The sequence below is a fragment of the Streptomyces sp. NPDC051173 genome, assembly GCF_040689515.1.
Classification (GTDB): Bacteria; Actinomycetota; Actinomycetes; order Streptomycetales; family Streptomycetaceae; genus Streptomyces.
Map to the genome: position 1 here is coordinate 1 of NZ_JBFBBD010000114.1, position 18,216 is coordinate 18,216.

Genomic DNA, 18,216 nt, shown 5'->3' on the forward strand with positions numbered 1-18,216 from the left:
GCCGGAGGGTGAGGTTCTGGAACGCGGTGCGTAGTCACAGCACCCAACACGTAAGACGGCGCCACGCACCGCGTTCCAGGTCCTCAGCCCGGAGGTCACACCCCCGGTCCAGCCACAAACCCAGCCCGGCCGGCGATTGAGGCCACCCCACCGCAGGCGGCAGACGCACCCGACACCCCTACCCCAGCGAAGCCCCCTCCGCCGCCTCCTCCCCCCGCGCCCACCCCTCCGCATCGCGCCCCTTCAACCGATGCGCCGTAGTCGTCGGGAACAACCGCTCCGCCGTCTCCCCGACCGCCACCTCCCGCGCCGCCAGCACGGGCAGGACCTCGGCCTCGGTCGACTCCTCCATGCGGGCCGCCGAGGTCAGGCGGTCGCGGATCCGGGACGCGTAGGCGATGAGGAAGGACTGTCGGAAGTCGCGCGTGCGGCGGGAGCGGCCGCGGGCGTGGTGGTCGTCGCCCGCGCGGGCCATCGCGGTGGTGGCCTGCACCAGCAGCGAGGTGTACATCAGCTCCACCAGCTCCAGGTCCGCCTCGAAGCCGACGACGGTCGAGAAGTCGTGATCGCTGGACCACACCGACCGGCAGTGGTTGGCGGCGGCCACGGCGTCGAGGAGGAGCGCCTTGGCGGACTCGTACGGGCCCTCGACGCCGATCCGGCAGGCGGCGGGGCCGTCCACGGGCTCGGTGGCGTGGGCGGCGAGCAGGGCCTCGTCCATGGAGTGCCGTGCCATGAGCTGCTGTGCCTTGGCCGACAGGGCCTCGGCCTCCTCGGCGAACTCCGTGGACTCCGCCTTCGCCAGCAGCGCCCGGATCCGGGCGAGCATGCGCGGCGGGGCCGCGGGGGCGCCCGCGGGCCGGTGTCCGGCGCCCGGCAGCGGACCGGCCGCCCCGATCCGGGGCAGCCCGCCGGCCAGCCGCAGCGCGCCGAGCGCGCAGGCCACCGTCTCGAAGCGGCTGAGCCGCTCGCGCGCCGCGAAGCCGTCGAGGAAGGCGTCGTCGGCCTCCCACCAGACCCGCGCGTCGAGCTCCCGCAGCTGTGCCGCCCAGCGCGCGCCGAGGGTGTCGGGCGCGTAGCGCCGGGCCTCCGCCGCGACGGCGTCGACGGTGAAGCGCACCTCCGCGGCGGTCAGCTCCCGCCGGGCGAGCCGGATCACGTCGGCGGGCTGCCAGCCGGCCTCCCAGGCCCGGCGCAGCGTCCGGGCGGCCGCGCGCAGGAGGGCGCGGCTGACGGCGGCGGGACCGGACGGGGACGCGGCGAGGACGGACGCGGCGGCGTAGACGGCGTCGTCGAGGGCGTCCTCGCGCAGCCCGCGCAGGCCGGCCAGCGCGGTCTCGACGGCCGCGAGCAGTTCGTCGTCACCGGGCGCCTGCTGGGGGCGGCCTCCGGGACGTTCCTGCTGCCGGTCGCTTCGCTTGGCCACGGGTCTCACTTCCGGGAAGGGGCGGGAAGGGACGGGATACGTCAACGTCCGTACGCCCCATTCTCCCGGAAGAGGGACCCACGGCCGGACGTCACTCGGACAGGAGCCGCGCCTGGAACAGCCCGACCGACCGCTCGGGCCGATAGCCGAGCAGCTTGTTGACGGCGCGCATCGGGCCGTTGTCGTCGGCGACGGTCGTGGCGATCTCGCGTACGGGCAGCCCCTGCTCCCGCAGCAGGCCCAGCATCCGCCGTTTCACGGCGAGGCCGAGCCCGCGCCCGCGGTGGGCGGGGGCGACGCCGGTCGCGAACTGGATGGCCCGTACGTCGCCCGGGGAGCGCTGGACGACCTCCGTGTAGGCGGCGTGGCTGCCGTCCGGGGCGAGCACGACGACGGTGAGCATCTGCCCGCCACGCTCGGTGACGGCCCGCTGTGCGTGGGTGACGCGCTCCGCGGTCGCGCGGGGCGGGCTCAGTTCCAGGTCACCGTGTGGGGCGTCCCGCATCGCCTGGTGTACGGCCGCGAGCCGCTCGGCGTGCTCGGCGGGGACGACGCCGGTCCACTCGGCGAAACGGTAGCCGCCGGGGAGGACGGGCTCGGTCGTCTCGTCGGCCACGCGCTGTACGTACCAGACCATCGGCAGCGCGCTGTCGAATCCGCGCGCCTTGGCGAACTGTTCGCCGGGACCGCCGATTTCGACCGAGACGGTGACCGAGGTGCGGCCCTCGTCGGTGACCGCCTCGCGCAGTTCCTGCCACAGCCGGGTGCCGATGCCGCGGCCGCGCTGTTCGGGGCGGACGACGAAGTCGCCTATGTAGGCGGTCGTGCGGTTCTCCTCGTCGTCGAAGAGCCGCACCCAGGCGACGCCCGCGTACGTAGGTCCGCCCCCGGCGCCGGGAAGCGGCACGGCCACCTTGACGTAGTGGCTCAGCATGGCCGGCACCTGGAGGTGCCCGGCGGTCTCGGCGCGGCCGGGCGGGGGCACGGTGGGGGGCATGTCGTGCAGGTGCGCGGTCCTGACGACGTCGTACCAGGCGTCCGTCTCGGCGGCGGTGGGGCACGGATCCAGTCGCACCACGGTCAGTTCATCGCTCATCCGGGGGACGGTACGTCGTGGGGTGCGGGCTGTCGCCGGGATTTTCCCCCGGCCCGCCCCTTCCCGAAAACAGCAGCGGCCCTCCCTGCGGAGAATTCCGCCGGGAGGGCCGCTGCCGGAGCATACGGGTCAGGTGCTACGCGCCGGTTGCGCTACCTGCCACCCACGCGTTCCAGTCCATGTTCCAGCCGTTGAGGCCGTTGTCCGGAGCGATGGTCTTGTCGTTGGAGTTCTTGATATCGACGACGTCACCGATCTGCGAGTTGCTGAAGAACCAGGCACCCGACGTGGACGGGTCGTCCGCGCCCTGCTTGTCCTCCAGGCCGACGCAGCCGTGGCTGGTGTTGGCGACGCCGAAGATGCCGCTGCCCCAGTAGTTGCCGTGGATGAACGTGCCCGACGTGGACAGGCGCATCGCGTGCGGCACGTCCTTGATGTCGTACTCGCCCTTGCCGTCGGACTTGCTGAAGCCGACGGTGGAACCGTCCATCCGGGTCTCCTTGAACTTCTCGGAGATCACCATCTTGCCGTTGTACGTGGGGTTCTCGGGGCTGCCGGCCGAGATCGGGATGGTCTTGAGGGTCTTGCCGTCCCGGACGACCGTCATCTGGTGGGTCTTCGCGTCGACCGTGGAGACCTGGGAGTGACCGATCTTGAAGGAGACCGTCTTCTTCTGCACGCCCTTGATGCCCGGGGCACCCTCGACGCCGTCGAGGTCGAGCTTCAGGGTGACGTCGGAGTTGGCCTTCCAGTAATCCTGCGGGCGGAAGTCGATGCGCTGGTCACCGAACCAGTGACCGACGACCTTCTGGCCGCTGCTGGAGTTGACCGTGATGCCCGACTGGACGGCCTTGCGGTCCTTGATCGGCTTGTCGAAGTTGATCGACACCGGCATGCCGACACCGACGGTGGAACCGTCCTCCGGCGTGAAGGAGCCGATGAAGCTGTTGGTGGGCGAGACGGTGGCGAAGGAGGAGTTCTCCGTGGCCTTGCGGCCGTCGGAGTCCTTGGCCTCGACGACCACCTTGTACTTGGTGGACCGCTCGAGCTGCTTCGCGGGCTGCCACGACTTCTTGTCCGGCGATATCGTGCCCTCGACCGGAGTGCCCTTGTCGTCGGTCATCTTGACGCTGGTCAGCTCGCCGTCACTGACGGTGACCTTGGCGGCGTCGGCGGTGATCCCGGCGTTGGTCGAGCCGTCCTTCTGCGCGATCTTGATCTGCGCCTTGGAGGCTTCCTTGGCGGCGGCGGCGTCGACCTTGTTCTGCGCCTTGCCGTTGTTGCCGCCGGAGCCGTTCTTGCCGTCGTCATCGCCGCCACCACAGGCGGCGAGGGTCAGCGCACCACCGAGCACAGCGGCCGCGGCCACCAGGGCCTTGCGACGCTTGCCGTCCGTCATCACACGCTTCTCCATTGCTCCTGGACCCCGAATCCCCGAGCCGAATCGTGGGGCAACACGTATACCGGCTACTGCTTGAGATACGTCTTTACCGATTCGCCCGTTCCACCCCTCGGGGAAGTGTGGGGAAGACCACGCAAGTAAAGCGCCTCGGAGGGCCGACATGGTAGCCGGGGTCTCGGTATGACCGTGTTGTCCATGATGCAGGCGAGGCGGCGAACCGGACCAGGGTCGAGGGCCCCTTGACATTCGCACGCGATGTCCGACAAGGCTCACGCGTCCCGGCTTCCCCCGGGCCCGTTCGTATCACTAACATCAGGTCAGTTGAGGCAGTGCGGCGCTGCCGCTCCCTCAACCTCCGGCACTTCAAGGGGGATTCGTTCCGTGACCGCACGCCGCCCGCTGCTGACCGCCGTCGCCGCCGGTTCGCTCCTGTGCGCGGTGTGGTTCATGCCGAGCGCGCACGCGACGCCGGAGCCGTCCGCCGCCGACACCGCACGTCAGGAGTCCGGAACCGCCGTTCCGCAGACCTCACTGGCCGACACCGGCAGCGTGGACACCACGCCGTACGTCTTCGGGGGCGTGGCCTTCGTGGCGGCGGGCGGCGCGCTGGTCACGGCCGCCGTGCGCAGGTCGCGCACAGCGGCTCGCTGACCTCGCTCAGGCCAGCCGACCGGTCACGGGCTCGACGGTCTCCACCAGCTTCCCAGTGCGCACGAACGCCTCGGCCGCGGCCAGGTCAGGGGCGAGGAAACGGTCCCCTCCGGGGCCCTCGACACCGGCCTCGCGGACGGCCTTCAGCACCGCCTGGCTCGCCGGAGCGGCCGACAGGCCCGTACGCAGCTCGATCGCGCGGGTGGCGGCGACCAGCTCGACCGCGACGACACGGGCGAGGGCGTCAACAGCCGTACGCAGCTTGCGCGCCGCGGACCACCCCATCGATACATGGTCCTCCTGCATCGCGGACGACGGGATCGAGTCCACGGAGGCGGGCACCGCGAGCCGCTTCATCTCGCTCACCAGGGCGGCCTGGGTGTACTGCGCGATCATCAGACCGGAGTCGACCCCCGGGTCCCCGGCCAGGAACGGCGGCAGGCCGTGCGAACGGTTCTTGTCCAGCAGCCGGTCCGTGCGGCGCTCGGCGATCGACGCGAGGTCGGCGGCGGCGATGGCGAGGAAGTCCAGGACGTACGCGACCGGGGCGCCGTGGAAGTTGCCGTTGGACTCGACCCGGCCGTCGGGCAGCACGACGGGGTTGTCGACGGCGGCGGCGAGCTCACGGTCGGCGACCAGCCGGGCGTGGGCGAGGGTGTCCCGGCCGGCGCCCGCGACCTGCGGGGCGCAGCGGATGGAGTAGGCGTCCTGGACCCGCGGCGCGTCGTCCTGGTGGTGCCCGGTCAGGCCCGAACCGGCCAGCACGCGCAGCATGTTGTCCGCGCTCGCGCCCTGGCCCGGGTGCGGGCGGATGGTGTGCAGCTCGGGCGCGAGGACCTTCTCCGAGCCCAGCAGCGCCTCCAGCGACAGGGCGGCGGTGACGTCGGCCGACGTGATCAGCCGGGCGAGGTCCGCGCAGGCCATGACGAGCATGCCGAGCATGCCGTCGGTGCCGTTGAGGAGCGCGAGGCCCTCCTTCTCCCGCAGCTCGACGGGCGCGATGCCGTGCTCGGCGAGCAGCTCGCCGGCCGGGCGCAGCGCGCCGTCCGGGCCCTCGGCCTGGCCCTCTCCCATGAGGGTGAGCGCGCAGTGGGAGAGCGGCGCGAGGTCGCCGGAGCAGCCGAGGGAGCCGTACTCGTGCACGACCGGCGTGATGCCGGCGTTGAGGATCGCGGCCATCGTCTCGACGACGAGGGGCCGTACGCCCGTACGGCCGGAGGCGAGAGTCTTCAGCCGCAGGAACATCAGCGCGCGGACGACCTCGCGCTCCACGCGCGGGCCCATGCCGGCGGCGTGCGAGCGCACGATGTTGCGCTGGAGCTGAGCGCGCAGGTCGGGGCTGATGTGGCGGACGGCGAGGGCACCGAAGCCGGTGGAGACGCCGTAGACGGGGTCGGGCTTGGCGGCGAGGTCGTCGATGACCTGCCGGGAGGCGGCGACGGCGGCCAGCGCCTCCTCGGACACGACGACGCGCGCGCCGTCACGCGCCACGGCGATCACGTCTTCCGCGGTCGTCCCGGCCGTCCCCACCACCACAGTGTGCATATCCATATTCAGGCACCCTAGAGACTGAATCGCCACCTGTCACTAGGCGATCCGCTGCGCTTTGCTGGCGGGGTGTTTGTGGCTGGGGTGGGGTGGCCTCAATCGCCGGCCGGGCTGGTTTGTGGCTGGGCCGGGGGTGGGTACGTTCAGGGCCGGTGGGTGCGTAGACCTTCGGGGCACGCCTTTCTTTTCTTTTCAGCCCGTTGGGGGCACCTCCCAGCGGTAGCTGGGGGAGTTTGAGGACGCGGCCGCAGGCCGCTCCCGCCGCTGGGGGCACCTCCCAGCGGTAGCTGGGGGAGGCAACGGACCCGCGCGTCGGGGTCTGGGGCAGCGCCCCAGTTTCGGGAAGGGGCGGGGTAGGGGAACAAGCGCCGCAGGCCCCAACCGGCCCGCACCCAGGGGGCTGGGGCACGCGCCCCCACGCGGCGGAGCCGCAGATCAGATGCAGCCGGGAAGGGGCGGGGCTGGGGAACAAGCCCGCCGCAGGCGCAACGGAGCCGCACCCAAGACCGCCCCAACTACCCGTTCCGGCCGCGGAAGCGGCGCCGCTCCGCAGGAGCCGGCGCAGGCGGACGATCCGCGAGCTCGAGCACAGGATCCGAAGGCCCGTCGCGCCCAGCGACAACCGGCTTCGCGGCCAGCGCAGCCTTCGCGCGGTACTGCGCCGCGTCCGCGAGCCGGAACAGCCGCCGGGCCGTACGCACCGGCCCGATCGGGTCCCCCGTCGAGGCGACCCCGCAGGCGACGCCCTCGCCGAGCTCCAAGTCGGCCGCCCGGCGGCACAGTTCGTCGGCGACGCGCACGACCTCGTCGGCCGACGGGCCGACCGTCAGCAGGCAGAATTCGTCACCGCCCAGCCGCGCCGCCAGCGTGCCCGGCAGCATCGCCCCGCACAGGGACAGCACCGAGCCGAACCGTTCCAGCAGCCGGTCCCCCACCGCGTGGCCCAGGGTGTCGTTGACCCGCTTGAGGCCGTTGAGGTCGCACACCACGAGGCTGACGACGGTGTCCTCCGCGAGGTGCCGCTCCACGGCCTCGTCGAGGCGGGCGTCGACCGCGCGGCGGTTGCCGAGGCCGGTGAGGGGGTCGGTGAAGGCGAGGCGGCGGACCTCCTCCAGCCGCTCGGTCTGGGCGATCCCGGCCGCCGCCACGGCGGCGAGCACGGTCGCGAAGTCCGCGTCCGTACGGTCGAAGGCGGGGGCGCCCGGCGGCCGGGCCACGTACAGCTCGCCCCAGGCCCGGCCGTGCAGCACGATCGGGGCGACCACGCAGCAGCCGCGTCCGCGCCGCCGCAGCGCGGCCACCCGCTCCCAGCCGGTGCCTTCCGGGGTGTCCGCGCACTCCACCCAGGCGCGCGGCCCCGGGCCGCCGCCGGCCCACTCCTCGTGCAGGAACTCCGCGATCTCGGGGAAGTCGTGCACCGGATAGGACTCGTCCTCCGGGCAGCGCTCCTCGCCCTCCGCCAGCTCGCCCGCGTTCACCAGCACGCGCAGCCGGCCGTCCCCGCGCTCCCACGCCGAGATGGCCGCGAAGCTGCCGCCCAGCGCGAGCCGGGCCCGCTCCGCGGCGGCACCGACGGAATCCAGGGGTGACTGGGCCGCCGCCATCGCCTGCGCGAGCTCCACCACGGCGCGCAGCCGGATGTCGCACTCCCCGCTTTCTGCCACCTCGAATGCCTCACATTCTTTCGCTGCGCGCGGCCTTTCGCACCCAGCGTATGAATGTTGTGCGATTTCTGCTTCGCGGCGGGGTCGGGGGGCGGCGGGGCCGGTGACCGGGGGTTTCTCCCCAGCCGCGCGCCGCGGGCGGGGTCGCGCCTGCGGCGGGCTTTGTTCCCCAGCCCCGCCCCTTCCCGAAACTGGGGGCAAGCCCCCAGACCCCCGAAGCACGCTTCACGCGCTGTCCTCAGACGCCGGACGGGCTGGATTGCGCACTCGGCCGCAGATTCAAGGCCACGGTCCGCGAAATCCAGCCCGTCCGGCGCTTGAGGACGCGGCCGCAGGCCGCTCCCGCCGCAGGCGGCAACGGCGGGACAGCCGGGGGGCCTGGGGCACGCGCCCCCACGCGGCGGAGCCGCAGATCAGATGCAGCCGGGAAGGGGCGGGGTAGGGGAACAAAGCGCCGCAGGCGCAACGAACCCCCACCCCGGCCCCAAAAGATCAAACCCCCGGCCACTCCGGCGAACGCCGCTCGTTGAACGCCGCCACGCCCTCCACCCGGTCCCCCGAGAAGGCCACCGCGCGCCACGCCGCGTCCTCGACCTCCAGCCCCGTACGGAGGTCCAGGCCATGCCCCAGCCGCAGCGCCCGCTTCGCGGCGCGCAGGCCCACGGGAGAGTTCGCCGCCATGCGCTCGGCCAGCGCCAGCGCCGCCGCGCGGTCCTCGCCCTCCGGTACGAGCTGGTCCACCAGGCCCAGCTCACGTGCCTCCTCCGCCGCCACCCGCCGCGCCGTGAAGATCAGTTCGGCCGCCCGCGCGGCGCCGACGCGGCGGGGCAGCAGCTGGGTGCCGCCGCCGCCCGGGATCACCCCGACCGACACCTCGGGCAGACCCACCACGGCCGTGGTGTCGGCGACGATCACGTCGCAGGAGAGGGCCAGTTCGTAGCCGCCGCCGAGCGCGAAGCCGTGCACCGCCGCGACGGTCGGCACGGGCAGTTCGAGCACGCCGGTGTACGCGGCGCGGGCGTGCGGGCGCTGCCGCGCGAGGTCGGCCTCGGTGAAGGAGTTGCGCTCCTTGAGGTCCGCGCCGACGCAGAACGCCCGCTCGTGCGTGGACGTGAGCACGACGACCCGTACGGCGGTGTCGGCGGCGAGGGCCGCGGTGGCCTCCGCGATGTGGCGGCCCATCTCGGTGGAGACGGCGTTCATGGCCTTGGGGCGGTCGAGCACGAGCTCGGCGACGTGCCCGTGCCGCTGGATCCGGATCCATTCGCCGAAGCGCTGCTCACTCATGCGGACCTCCTGTTAACGACCGTGAACCTGTCGCAAGGATCTTCGCCCGCAGGGGAGATGTCCAGAGCGGGGCGGGCCGTCAGTCGCCGCCCCTGCGGGTGAGCAGCCACGGCTCCACCACGCCCAGACCGCGCACCGGCCGCTGCCACATCGGCTGGAGGGCGAAGCGGTAGAGCTCGTCCGCCTCCGGCCCCACCTCCGCCTCCGACTTCGGGGCGTCGCCGCTGCGGGCCAGTTCCTCGGCGAAGGCGCTGTCGACCAGGACGGCATCCTTCGGCGCTATCGACGTCAGCCGGGAGGCGAGGTTCACGGTCGTGCCGAAGACGTCGCCCATGCGGGTCGTGACCGTGCCGAAGGCGATGCCGACACGGAGTTCGGGCATCGTCTCGTCGTGGGTCATGGTCTCGATCAGCCGCAGGCCGATCTCGGCGGCGGTGCCCGCGTCGTCGGCCGCGTAGAGCACCTCGTCGCCCAGGGTCTTGATGAGCCGGCCGCCGTGCGCGGCCACCAGGTCGGCGGCGGTCGTCTCGAACGCCTCGACCAGCTCGCCCAGCTCCTCCTCCTCCAGACGGCGCGTCAGGCGGGTGAAGCCCACGAGGTCGGCGAAGCCCACGGCGAGGCGCCGGTCGACCATCTCCGCGTCGTCCTGGGCCTGGACGACGCGGCCGGTGGCGGCGGCGAGCTGCCGCCGCCAGACGTAGATGAGGAACTCCTCCAGCTCCGGCAGCAGCAGCTCGACCAGCGGATAGGTGATCTCCGTCCGGGTCATGCCCGGTTCCTGAGGCTCGGTCAGGCCCTCCAGGAAGGAGTCGATCTGCCAGTCGGCGAGCCGGGCCGTGGTCTGCCCGGTGGAGCGGGCGACCTGCACGGCCATCGGCTCGCTGAGCAGCCCGGCCTCGACCAGGCCCGCGAGGCGGCGCAGCGCGAGGACGTCGGCCTCGGTGAGCGCGCGGGCCTGGCCGATGTCGGCGAAGCCCATGGCGCGCCAGAAGCGGGCGGCGAGGTCCATGGAGACCCCGGCCGCGCGCGCGGCCTGGAAGGGGGTGTAGCGGCGTTCGGCGCCGAGGATCAGCGCCTCCAGCCGCAGGGCGATCGGGTCGCCGCCCTCGTCGCCGTACTCCTCGACCCCCTTGGCGGCCGCGCGGCCGGCGCTCTCCGCGCCGCCGTTCGCGCCGGACCCGCCGGCGTCGCGCTCGGCTCTCCCGGCGTCCCCTTGCCCGGCGCCGTCGTCACCCGTGGCCTCGGCGGCACGGGAGCTTCCCCCACCGTCGGCGGTCACCGCCCGCCCCCTGTCAGTTCCGTGCGCACTGCCCTGCCGATCACTGCTCGCTTAGGTTCCGGGCACAACGATACGACAGGTGTGCCGTAGCTCACTCTTCCGACGTCGCGGGCCGCAGGTGGACGATGTCGCCCGCGCCCACCGGCTGCTGCACTCCGTCGCCCGTCGCCAGCACCAGCCGGCCGTCCCCGTCCACGGCCACAGCCTCCCCGACGAGCTCGCGGCCGCCGGGCAGTTCGGCCCGTACGGTGCGGCCGAGCGTGGCGCAGCCCGCCGCGTACGCCTCCTGGAGACGGCACGCGCCGGGGTCGCCTCCGGCGCGCCGCCACTCGCCGTACCACTCCTCCAGGGAACGGAGCACGGCCCGCAGCAGCGGGTCGCGGTCCACGGACGCCGCCCCGGCCAGGGCGAGGGAACCGGCCGTGGGGACGGGCAGTTCCGTCGCGCGCAGGGACACGTTCAGGCCGATGCCCACGACAACGCTGTCACCGGCGCGCTCGGCGAGGATGCCGCCGGCCTTGCGCTCGGCGCCGTCGACCGTCACCAGCAGGTCGTTGGGCCACTTCAGGGCCGTGTCGACACCGGCGGACCGGGCGAGCGCGGTCGCCGTCGCCACACCGGCGAGCAGCGGCAGCCAGCCCCAGCGCGCCACGGGCACGCCCGGTCCCGGGGTGAGGAGGACGGAGAAGAACAGGCCGGAACGCGGCGGCGCCGACCAGGTCCGGTCCAGCCGCCCGCGCGCGGCGGACTGTTCCTCGGCGACGAGCACCGTGCCTTCCTCCGCCGCGCCGGACGTGGCGGCCGCGACCAGGTCGGAGTTGGTGGACCCGGTGCGGGGCACCACGTCCAGGGAGGTCCACAGCCCGTCGGGCCGCAGCAGTCCGCGCCGGAGCGCGGGGGTGTTGAGGGGCGGCCGGTCCAGGTCGGACCAGCGGCTGCCGGAGTCGTCGGAGGGCATCATGAGGGCCACCTTAGGAGGCGGGCGACGGGGTACGGGTGTGGCCAACGACGCAGTGCCGTAGCGCATCCACGCGGATACGCTACGAACCGGTAGCCCAGTCAGCCCCCTCTGGACGAGCAGGAGCCGCATCCCGATGTCCGAGCCAGACACCACCCGTGGATCCGATATCGACATCCACACCACCGCGGGCAAGCTCGCGGACCTCCAGCGACGGATCGAGGAGGCGACGCACGCGGGCTCCGCTCGGGCGGTGGAGAAGCAGCACGCCAAGGGCAAGTTGACGGCCCGCGAGCGCATCGAACTGCTGCTGGATGAAGGTTCCTTCGTCGAGCTGGACGAGTTCGCCCGGCACCGCTCGACCAATTTCGGCATCGAGAAGAACCGGCCGTACGGCGACGGCGTCGTCACCGGCTACGGCACCGTCGACGGCCGGACGATCTGCGTCTACTCGCAGGACTTCACGATCTTCGGCGGTTCGCTGGGCGAGGTCTACGGCGAGAAGATCGTCAAGGTCATGGACTTCGCGCTGAAGAACGGCTGCCCGGTCGTCGGCATCAACGACGGCGGCGGCGCCCGCATCCAGGAGGGCGTGGTCGCCCTCGGCCTGTTCGCCGAGATCTTCCGCCGCAACGTGCACGCCTCCGGGGTGGTCCCGCAGATCTCCCTGATCGTCGGCCCTTGCGCGGGAGGCGCGGTCTACTCCCCCGCGATCACCGACTTCACGGTGATGGTCGATCAGACCTCGCACATGTTCATCACCGGCCCGGACGTCATCAAGACCGTCACCGGTGAGGACGTCGGCTTCGAGGAGCTGGGCGGCGCCCGCACGCACAACACCACCTCGGGCGTGGCGCACCACATGGCGGGTGACGAGAAGGACGCCATCGAGTACGTCAAGGCGCTGCTGTCCTACCTCCCGTCCAACAACCTCTCCGAGCCGCCCGCCTTCCCGGAGGAGGCGGACCTGGACGTCTCGGACGCCGACCGCGAGCTCGACACCCTGATCCCCGACTCGGCCAACCAGCCGTACGACATGCGCACCGGCATCGAACACGTGCTGGACGACGGCGAGTTCCTGGAGACTCAGGCACTGTTCGCCCCCAACATGATCACGGGCTTCGGCCGGGTCGAGGGCCACCCGGTGGGCGTCGTCGCCAACCAGCCGCTGCAGTTCGCCGGCTGCCTGGACATCAACGCGAGCGAGAAGGCGGCCCGGTTCGTCCGGACCTGCGACGCGTTCAACATCCCGGTGCTCACCTTCGTGGACGTGCCCGGCTTCCTCCCGGGCACCGACCAGGAGTACAACGGCATCATCCGGCGCGGCGCCAAGCTGATCTACGCCTACGCCGAGGCCACGGTCCCGCTGATCACGGTGATCACCCGCAAGGCGTTCGGCGGCGCGTACGACGTCATGGGCTCCAAGCACCTCGGCGCCGACCTCAACCTCGCCTGGCCGACCGCCCAGATCGCCGTCATGGGCGCCCAGGGCGCGGTCAACATCCTGCACCGCCGGACGATCGCGGCCGCGGACACCCCGGAGGAGCAGGAGGAGCTGCGCGCCGAGCTCATCGCCGACTACGAGGACACCCTGCTGAACCCGTACACGGCCGCCGAGCGCGGCTACGTCGACGCGGTGATCATGCCGCACGAGACGCGCGCCCACATCGTGCGCGGGCTGCGGGCACTGCGGGACAAGCGCGAGGCGCTGCCGCCGAAGAAGCACGGCAACATCCCGCTGTAACAGGCCGTCGAGGAGCTGACCATGATCAAGGTCGTACGGGGCAACCCGACCCCCGAGGAGCTGGCCGCCGCCCTGGCGGTGGTCCAGGCCCGCGCGGCGGCACGGGCGACCGCCGCGCCGGAGGGCACCGCCCGCCCCGAGTGGGCCGACCCGGCCCGCCGGGTCACCGCCCGGCACACGCCCCGCCCGGGGCCGCGGGCCTGGCGGACGTCGTACTGGCCGGCCTGACCGCGTGCGCCGGGTCCCACCACGGGCCCGGCCGACGGCTTTCCCGGACTTGACCCGCGCGCCGGACCGCCTGAGTACCCGTACTCAGGCGCTTACGGGCGCGGCGCACGACCATGGACGCCATGCTGTGGTCCGATCCCCCCGAAGAGCCTCCCGAGGAGCTGCGCGAAGCCCAGGCGATGCTCCGCCGGGCGGGCTTCGTGCTGGCCGTCGGGGTGGTGACCCTGTTCGTCCTGCTCGGGCTGCGCCCCTGACGCCGCGGACGACACGCCCGGTTCCCGCACGCATGCAACCGGAAACGCCGCATTCACGTCATCACCAGTGAAATGCCGCGATTCCGGGAGTGCGTCACACCATGAACAAACCCGTGCGTCACATATCCGTCTTCGTCGGAGTGCTGGTGCTCGCCCTGCTGGTCCAGGCGACGCTGGTGCAGTTCGTACGCGGTGACGAACTCTCCGACAACGAGCACAACCGGCGCACGAAGATCGCCACCTTCTCCCAGCCCCGCGGCAACATCATCGTCGGCGGCCAGGCCGTCACCGGCTCCGTGGAGTCGGACAGCAGCGACCTCAAGTACAAACGCACCTACAAGGACGGCGAGATGTACGCCCCGGTCACGGGCTACGCCTCGCAGATCTTCTCCAGCACACAGCTGGAGAACCTCAACGACAAGCTGCTGAGCGGCCGCGACGACAAGCTCCTCTTCCAGCACACCACCGACATGCTCACCGGCAAGAAGCCGCGCGGCGGCGACGTGGTGACCACCATCGACCCCAAGGCGCAGAAGGCGGCCTACGAGGGCCTCGGCAAGTACAAGGGCGCCGTCGTCGCCCTGGACCCGCGCTCCGGCAAGGTCCTGGCCCTCGCGTCGACCCCCTCGTACGACCCCTCGGTCTTCGCCGGGGACCGCACGAAGGACGCGGACGCCTGGAAGAAGCTGGAGGCCGACAAGAACAAGCCGCTGCTCAACCGCGCCCTCAAGGACCGCTACCCGCCGGGCTCCACCTTCAAGATCCTCACCGCGGCGGCGGCGCTGGAGCACGGCGTCGTCTCGGACATCAACGCCAAGGGCGACGCCCCCACGCCGTACAAGCTCCCGAACACCACCACCTACGTCCGCAACGACGTGCAGACCCCGGACTGCGACAAGGGCTCCCTGAAGTCCGGCCTCCAGTGGTCGTGCAACAACGTCTTCCTCGACCTGGCGGACAAGCTCGGCGTGGACCGGATGCGCGAGACGGCGGAGAAGTTCGGCTTCAACGACCCCAAGGTCGACATCCCGGTGCGCGCGGTGGAGAGCGTCTACCCCAAGAAGCTCGACCGTCCGCAGACCGCGCTGACCGGCATGGGCCAGGGCAGCCTCGACAGCACCCCGCTCCAGATCGCCATGATGACCGCCGGGCTCGCCAACGACGGCAAGCTGATGAAGCCCTACATGGTCGAGGAGCTGCGCGGCCCCGACCTGAGCGTCCTGGAGAAGCACAAGCCCGAGGTGATGTCGCAGGCCGTCTCCGCCGGCACGGCGAAGAAGGTGCAGTCGATGATGGAGAACACCGCCGAGAACGGCACCGGCAAGAAGGCCCTGATCGACGGCGTGACCGTCGGCGCCAAGACCGGCACCGCCCAGCACGGGGTCAACAACGAGAAGCTGCCGTACGCCTGGTTCGTCTCCTACGCCAAGCAGGGCGACGGCTCGCCCGTCGCGGTCGCGGTCTTCATCGACCCCGAGGGCTCGGGCATCGACCGCGAGGAGATCTCCGGCGGCGGCCTCGCCGGCCCCATCGCCAAGAGCGTCATGCAGGCCGTGCTCGAGAAGTAGCCTCGCCACGCCGCTCTACGATGGCGGGCATGACCGCTCAGCGCCGCCTCGTCCTGGCCTCCCAGTCCCCCGCCCGCCTCGGGCTGCTCCGCAACGCCGGGCTCGCGCCCGAGGTGATCGTCAGCGGGGTGGACGAGGACGCGCTCACCGCCCCGACCCCCGCCGAGCTCGCCCGGGTGCTCGCCGAGGCCAAGGCCGCGGCGGTCGCCGCGCGGGCGGAGGCCGCGGGCGCGCTGGTCGTCGGCTGCGACTCCGTGCTGGAGCTGGACGGGCAGGCGCTCGGCAAGCCGGCGGACGCCGAGGACGCCACGGCCCGCTGGAAGGCGATGCGCGGCCGCTCGGGAGTGCTGCGGACCGGCCACTGCGTGACCGACACCGCCACCGGCCGGAGCGTCTCGGCCACGGCCTCCACGACCGTGCGGTTCGGCGAGCCGACCGACGCCGAGATCGCCGCGTACGTGGCCTCCGGCGAACCGCTGCACGTGGCCGGCGCCTTCACCCTGGACGGCCGGTCCGCGCCCTTCGTCGAGGGCATCGACGGCGACCACGGCAACGTCATCGGCCTGTCGCTCCCGCTGCTGCGCGGGCTCCTGGCCGACCTGGGGATCTCGATCACGGACCTGTGGGTCTGACCCCGCACACGCCGGACGCCGGTGCGGGCCGGATCGCGGCCCGCACCGGCGTCCGGGGAGCTCGCCGCTACGCCGGCACGAGACCGGTGACCGGCGCCAGCAGGCCCAGCAGCGGGTCGGCCGCCTTGGTGACCTGCGTGATCTGACCGAGCTGGTTCAGCTTCTCCAGCTGCTTCGTGCCGTCCGGGGAGATGCTGGTCGGCGGCTTGTCCGGGACCACCCCCTCGTTCGGTGGGGCGACGGTCTCCCCCGCGTTCGAGGTGGGCGTATGCGGCATGGGCGCGGCCGAGGCGACGGTGGCGGTCATGGTGAGGGCGGCGCCGGCGAGAACGGCGGCGGCTGCAATGCGCTTGATCATGCCCCACCAACGAGGTCGGTGCGTGTGGGTCACCATCCCTTGCGCCACTCGGGGGGCCACCCCTTCCAGCGGGCGGCGGCCGCACGGGCACGGACCGCTCGCCCGAAGTCGGCGGGGCCGCCACGCCGTTGACCGGGCGGCGGGCGAGTCATCGGTTTTCCCTTCGGCGCCCCGGCGCATATTCGAAGGTAGCCGACCCCGAGGAGCGCCAGCCATGCCGAGGATCCTGATCACCACCGGCGACGCAGCCGAGGACCTGGAGGTCATGTACCCCTACCAGCGCCTGCTGGAGGAGGGCTACGACGTCGACATCGCCGCGCCCACCGTGAAGAACCTCCAGTTCGTGGTGCACGACTTCGTCTCCGACTTCGACACCTACACCGAGAAGCCGGGCCACTGCTGGCCCGCCGACATCGCCCTCGCGCAGGTGAACCCCGCCGACTACGCGGCCGTGGTGATCCCGGGCGGCCGGGCGCCCGAGTTCCTGCGCCTGAACTCCGACTTCCAGCGGATCGTCACGGCCTTCTTCGCCGCCGACAAGCCCGTGGCGCACATCTGCCACGCCGTGGTCGCCCTCGCCCCGCTGGGCGTGCTCCAGGGCCGCCGGACCGCCGCCTGGCCCGCCTGCGAACCCGACGTGCGGCTGGCAGGGGGCACGTTCGTGGACGCCGAGGCGGTCGTGGACGGCAACATGGTCTCCGCCCGCGCGTGGAACGACCACCCGGCCTGGATGCGGGCGTTCGTCGACCTCCTGCGGGAGAAGGCGCCGCTCAAGGGCTGACCCGGGCGCCCCCGGGCGCTGTGCCAAGCTGGAGGGTCCACGTCCGCATTCCGGTTCCATGCGCCGGCGCCCGAGGGAGCCCCCGCCGTCATGCCCCAGTCCGTCGACCGCGCCCTCGACCTCCTCGACGCCGTCGCGGGCTCCGCCGGGCCCGTGACCGCCAAGGCGCTCGCGCGGCGGACGGGCTGCGGGCTGTCCACGGTGTACGAGCTGCTGGGCGCCCTCACGGCCCGGGGCCACGTCGTACGGACCGCGGGCGGCTACACCCTCGGCTACCGCGTGCCGTCCCTGCACCGCGCCTTCCAGCGGCAGATGCGGATGGACGACGAGGTGCACGGGCTGCTGCTGTCGGCCCGCCGGGCCGTGGGCGCGGACACCTACTTCAGCACCTACCGGGACGGGGGCATCGCGGTCCTGGCCGGAACTTCCGCTTCCGTTCCCGCCACGGGCGGCTTCGGCGTCGGCCAGGACTGCGACGGGCACGCGACGGCCCACGGCAAGATGCTGCTCTCCGCCCTCCCGCGCGCCGCCCGGCTGCGCTATCTGGCCGGGACCGGCATGCGGGCCATCACGCCGCGCACCATCACCTCGCCCGAGCTGCTGGACCAGGAGCTGAGGCGGGTGCGGCGCGACGGGGTCGCCGTGGAGATCGAGGAGTGCGCGCCCGGAGTGGCCTGTGTGGCCGTGCCCGTGCCGTCCGCCGGCGGCGGCGGTCCGATGACCGCCGTCTCCGCCGCGCTGCCGCTGGAGGACTTCCACCGGCACCGGCGGGAGCTGACGGAGACGCTGCGCCATGTGGCGGCGGAGGCGGGGAAGTTGGCTGCCCGTCAGTGCGCCGGAGGTCCACCGGCGCACTGAGCGGACCGGAACGCTCCGCTCGGCCGGGTGGTTACCGACAGGTAGGCGCACGATCGGCGCTACCCGTGGGTACACCGGAGAAAAGGGAGGGGGACGCGGCTCCGGCGTCCACCGCGACAGTCCGGCGACCGCGCAAACTTTGGGCCACCCCTTCGTAGGGAGTCAACAAAGAATGCGCACCGCTCCCGAGGATCTTCGATCGAGACCTTGCCCACACAGGCGGACCGCCATCGACCGTGAAACCCGGCGTACCGTGGGAGAACTGGGCTTTCCGGCCCGCCCCGGGCCCGCCTTTCACACTCCGTGTGGGCAAGCTCACCCCGGGAGTCGGGTCGGCACAGAGTGTGGCCTGTACCTAAACTCACCTTGTTTCAAGGAGGGAGCCATCGTGCGCAAGGTGCTCATCGCCAACCGTGGCGAAATCGCTGTCCGCGTCGCTCGTGCATGCCGGGACGCCGGGATCGGAAGTGTGGCGGTCTACG

The 18,216-nt window shown here is 72.4% G+C and carries 18 protein-coding genes; 9 read left to right on the plus strand and 9 right to left on the minus strand.

Features of this window, described 5'->3' with window-relative positions:
- Nucleotides 1-178: 178 nt before the first annotated feature.
- From AB0435_RS32485 to AB0435_RS32495, 3 genes are all read right to left on the minus strand, one after another.
- Nucleotides 179-1,426: a DUF2786 domain-containing protein gene (locus AB0435_RS32485; protein WP_366428578.1), complete on the minus strand. Its 1,248-nt coding sequence runs from the start codon at nt 1,424-1,426 to the stop codon at nt 179-181.
- A 91-nt stretch (nt 1,427-1,517) separates the two neighbouring features.
- Nucleotides 1,518-2,522 carry a GNAT family N-acetyltransferase gene (locus tag AB0435_RS32490; RefSeq protein WP_366005114.1) on the minus strand — a complete coding sequence of 335 codons (1,005 nt, stop codon included), beginning with the start codon at nt 2,520-2,522 and terminating at the stop codon, nt 1,518-1,520.
- Between the two features lie 136 nt (nt 2,523-2,658).
- Nucleotides 2,659-3,936 (minus strand): Ig-like domain-containing protein, encoded by a 1,278-nt coding sequence (locus tag AB0435_RS32495; protein ID WP_366005113.1) that lies wholly within the window; start codon nt 3,934-3,936, stop codon nt 2,659-2,661.
- Between the two features lie 369 nt (nt 3,937-4,305).
- Between AB0435_RS32495 and AB0435_RS32500 the strand changes: the two genes are divergently transcribed.
- Nucleotides 4,306-4,575 (plus strand): hypothetical protein, encoded by a 270-nt coding sequence (locus tag AB0435_RS32500; protein WP_366005112.1) that lies wholly within the window; start codon nt 4,306-4,308, stop codon nt 4,573-4,575.
- Between the two features lie 6 nt (nt 4,576-4,581).
- Here AB0435_RS32500 and hutH read toward each other — a convergent pair whose 3' ends face one another.
- The 5 genes from hutH to AB0435_RS32525 all read right to left on the minus strand — a co-directional run bounded on the left by hutH (nt 4,582) and on the right by AB0435_RS32525 (nt 11,314).
- Entirely contained in the window at nt 4,582-6,126 is a 1,545-nt protein-coding gene (hutH, locus tag AB0435_RS32505) for a histidine ammonia-lyase (RefSeq protein WP_366005111.1), read from the minus strand.
- Nucleotides 6,127-6,638: 512 nt separating this feature from the next.
- On the minus strand, nt 6,639-7,727 hold the full coding sequence (locus AB0435_RS32510) for a GGDEF domain-containing protein (RefSeq protein ID WP_366428580.1): 1,089 nt from the start codon (nt 7,725-7,727) through the stop codon (nt 6,639-6,641).
- A gap of 552 nt (nt 7,728-8,279) precedes the next feature.
- A complete protein-coding gene (locus AB0435_RS32515) occupies nt 8,280-9,074 on the minus strand; it encodes an enoyl-CoA hydratase-related protein (protein ID WP_366005110.1) in 795 nt (264 codons plus the stop codon).
- A gap of 79 nt (nt 9,075-9,153) precedes the next feature.
- On the minus strand, nt 9,154-10,353 hold the full coding sequence (locus AB0435_RS32520) for an adenylate/guanylate cyclase domain-containing protein (RefSeq protein WP_366005109.1): 1,200 nt from the start codon (nt 10,351-10,353) through the stop codon (nt 9,154-9,156).
- Nucleotides 10,354-10,444: 91 nt separating this feature from the next.
- Complete coding sequence (locus tag AB0435_RS32525) at nt 10,445-11,314, minus strand: biotin--[acetyl-CoA-carboxylase] ligase (RefSeq protein ID WP_366005108.1); 870 nt, start codon at nt 11,312-11,314, stop codon at nt 10,445-10,447.
- 133 nt (nt 11,315-11,447) lie between these two features.
- Between AB0435_RS32525 and AB0435_RS32530 the strand changes: the two genes are divergently transcribed.
- The 5 genes from AB0435_RS32530 (at nt 11,448) to AB0435_RS32550 (ending at nt 15,737) form a co-directional block, all read left to right on the plus strand.
- Complete coding sequence (locus AB0435_RS32530; protein ID WP_366005107.1) at nt 11,448-13,055, plus strand: acyl-CoA carboxylase subunit beta; 1,608 nt, start codon at nt 11,448-11,450, stop codon at nt 13,053-13,055.
- A gap of 21 nt (nt 13,056-13,076) precedes the next feature.
- On the plus strand, nt 13,077-13,283 hold the full coding sequence (locus AB0435_RS32535; protein ID WP_366005106.1) for an acyl-CoA carboxylase epsilon subunit: 207 nt from the start codon (nt 13,077-13,079) through the stop codon (nt 13,281-13,283).
- 122 nt (nt 13,284-13,405) lie between these two features.
- Nucleotides 13,406-13,537: a hypothetical protein gene (locus AB0435_RS32540; protein ID WP_366005105.1), complete on the plus strand. Its 132-nt coding sequence runs from the start codon at nt 13,406-13,408 to the stop codon at nt 13,535-13,537.
- A 101-nt stretch (nt 13,538-13,638) separates the two neighbouring features.
- Nucleotides 13,639-15,105: a penicillin-binding transpeptidase domain-containing protein gene (locus AB0435_RS32545; protein ID WP_366005104.1), complete on the plus strand. Its 1,467-nt coding sequence runs from the start codon at nt 13,639-13,641 to the stop codon at nt 15,103-15,105.
- 20 nt (nt 15,106-15,125) lie between these two features.
- Nucleotides 15,126-15,737 carry a nucleoside triphosphate pyrophosphatase gene (locus tag AB0435_RS32550; RefSeq protein ID WP_366005103.1) on the plus strand — a complete coding sequence of 204 codons (612 nt, stop codon included), beginning with the start codon at nt 15,126-15,128 and terminating at the stop codon, nt 15,735-15,737.
- A gap of 67 nt (nt 15,738-15,804) precedes the next feature.
- Here the strand turns inward: AB0435_RS32550 and AB0435_RS32555 are convergent, their stop codons facing one another.
- The gene (locus AB0435_RS32555) at nt 15,805-16,095 is read right to left on the minus strand and encodes a hypothetical protein (protein WP_366005102.1); all 291 of its coding nucleotides are present in this window, start codon (nt 16,093-16,095) and stop codon (nt 15,805-15,807) included.
- Between the two features lie 214 nt (nt 16,096-16,309).
- Here AB0435_RS32555 and AB0435_RS32560 point away from each other — a divergent pair, with 214 nt between their 5' ends.
- From AB0435_RS32560 to AB0435_RS32570, 3 genes are all read left to right on the plus strand, one after another.
- Nucleotides 16,310-16,876: a DJ-1/PfpI family protein gene (locus AB0435_RS32560; protein ID WP_366005101.1), complete on the plus strand. Its 567-nt coding sequence runs from the start codon at nt 16,310-16,312 to the stop codon at nt 16,874-16,876.
- A 90-nt stretch (nt 16,877-16,966) separates the two neighbouring features.
- Nucleotides 16,967-17,734 carry an IclR family transcriptional regulator C-terminal domain-containing protein gene (locus AB0435_RS32565; protein WP_366428579.1) on the plus strand — a complete coding sequence of 256 codons (768 nt, stop codon included), beginning with the start codon at nt 16,967-16,969 and terminating at the stop codon, nt 17,732-17,734.
- Between the two features lie 388 nt (nt 17,735-18,122).
- A partial coding sequence (locus tag AB0435_RS32570; protein ID WP_351219746.1) for a biotin carboxylase N-terminal domain-containing protein occupies nt 18,123-18,216 on the plus strand: 94 nt, incomplete at its 3' end.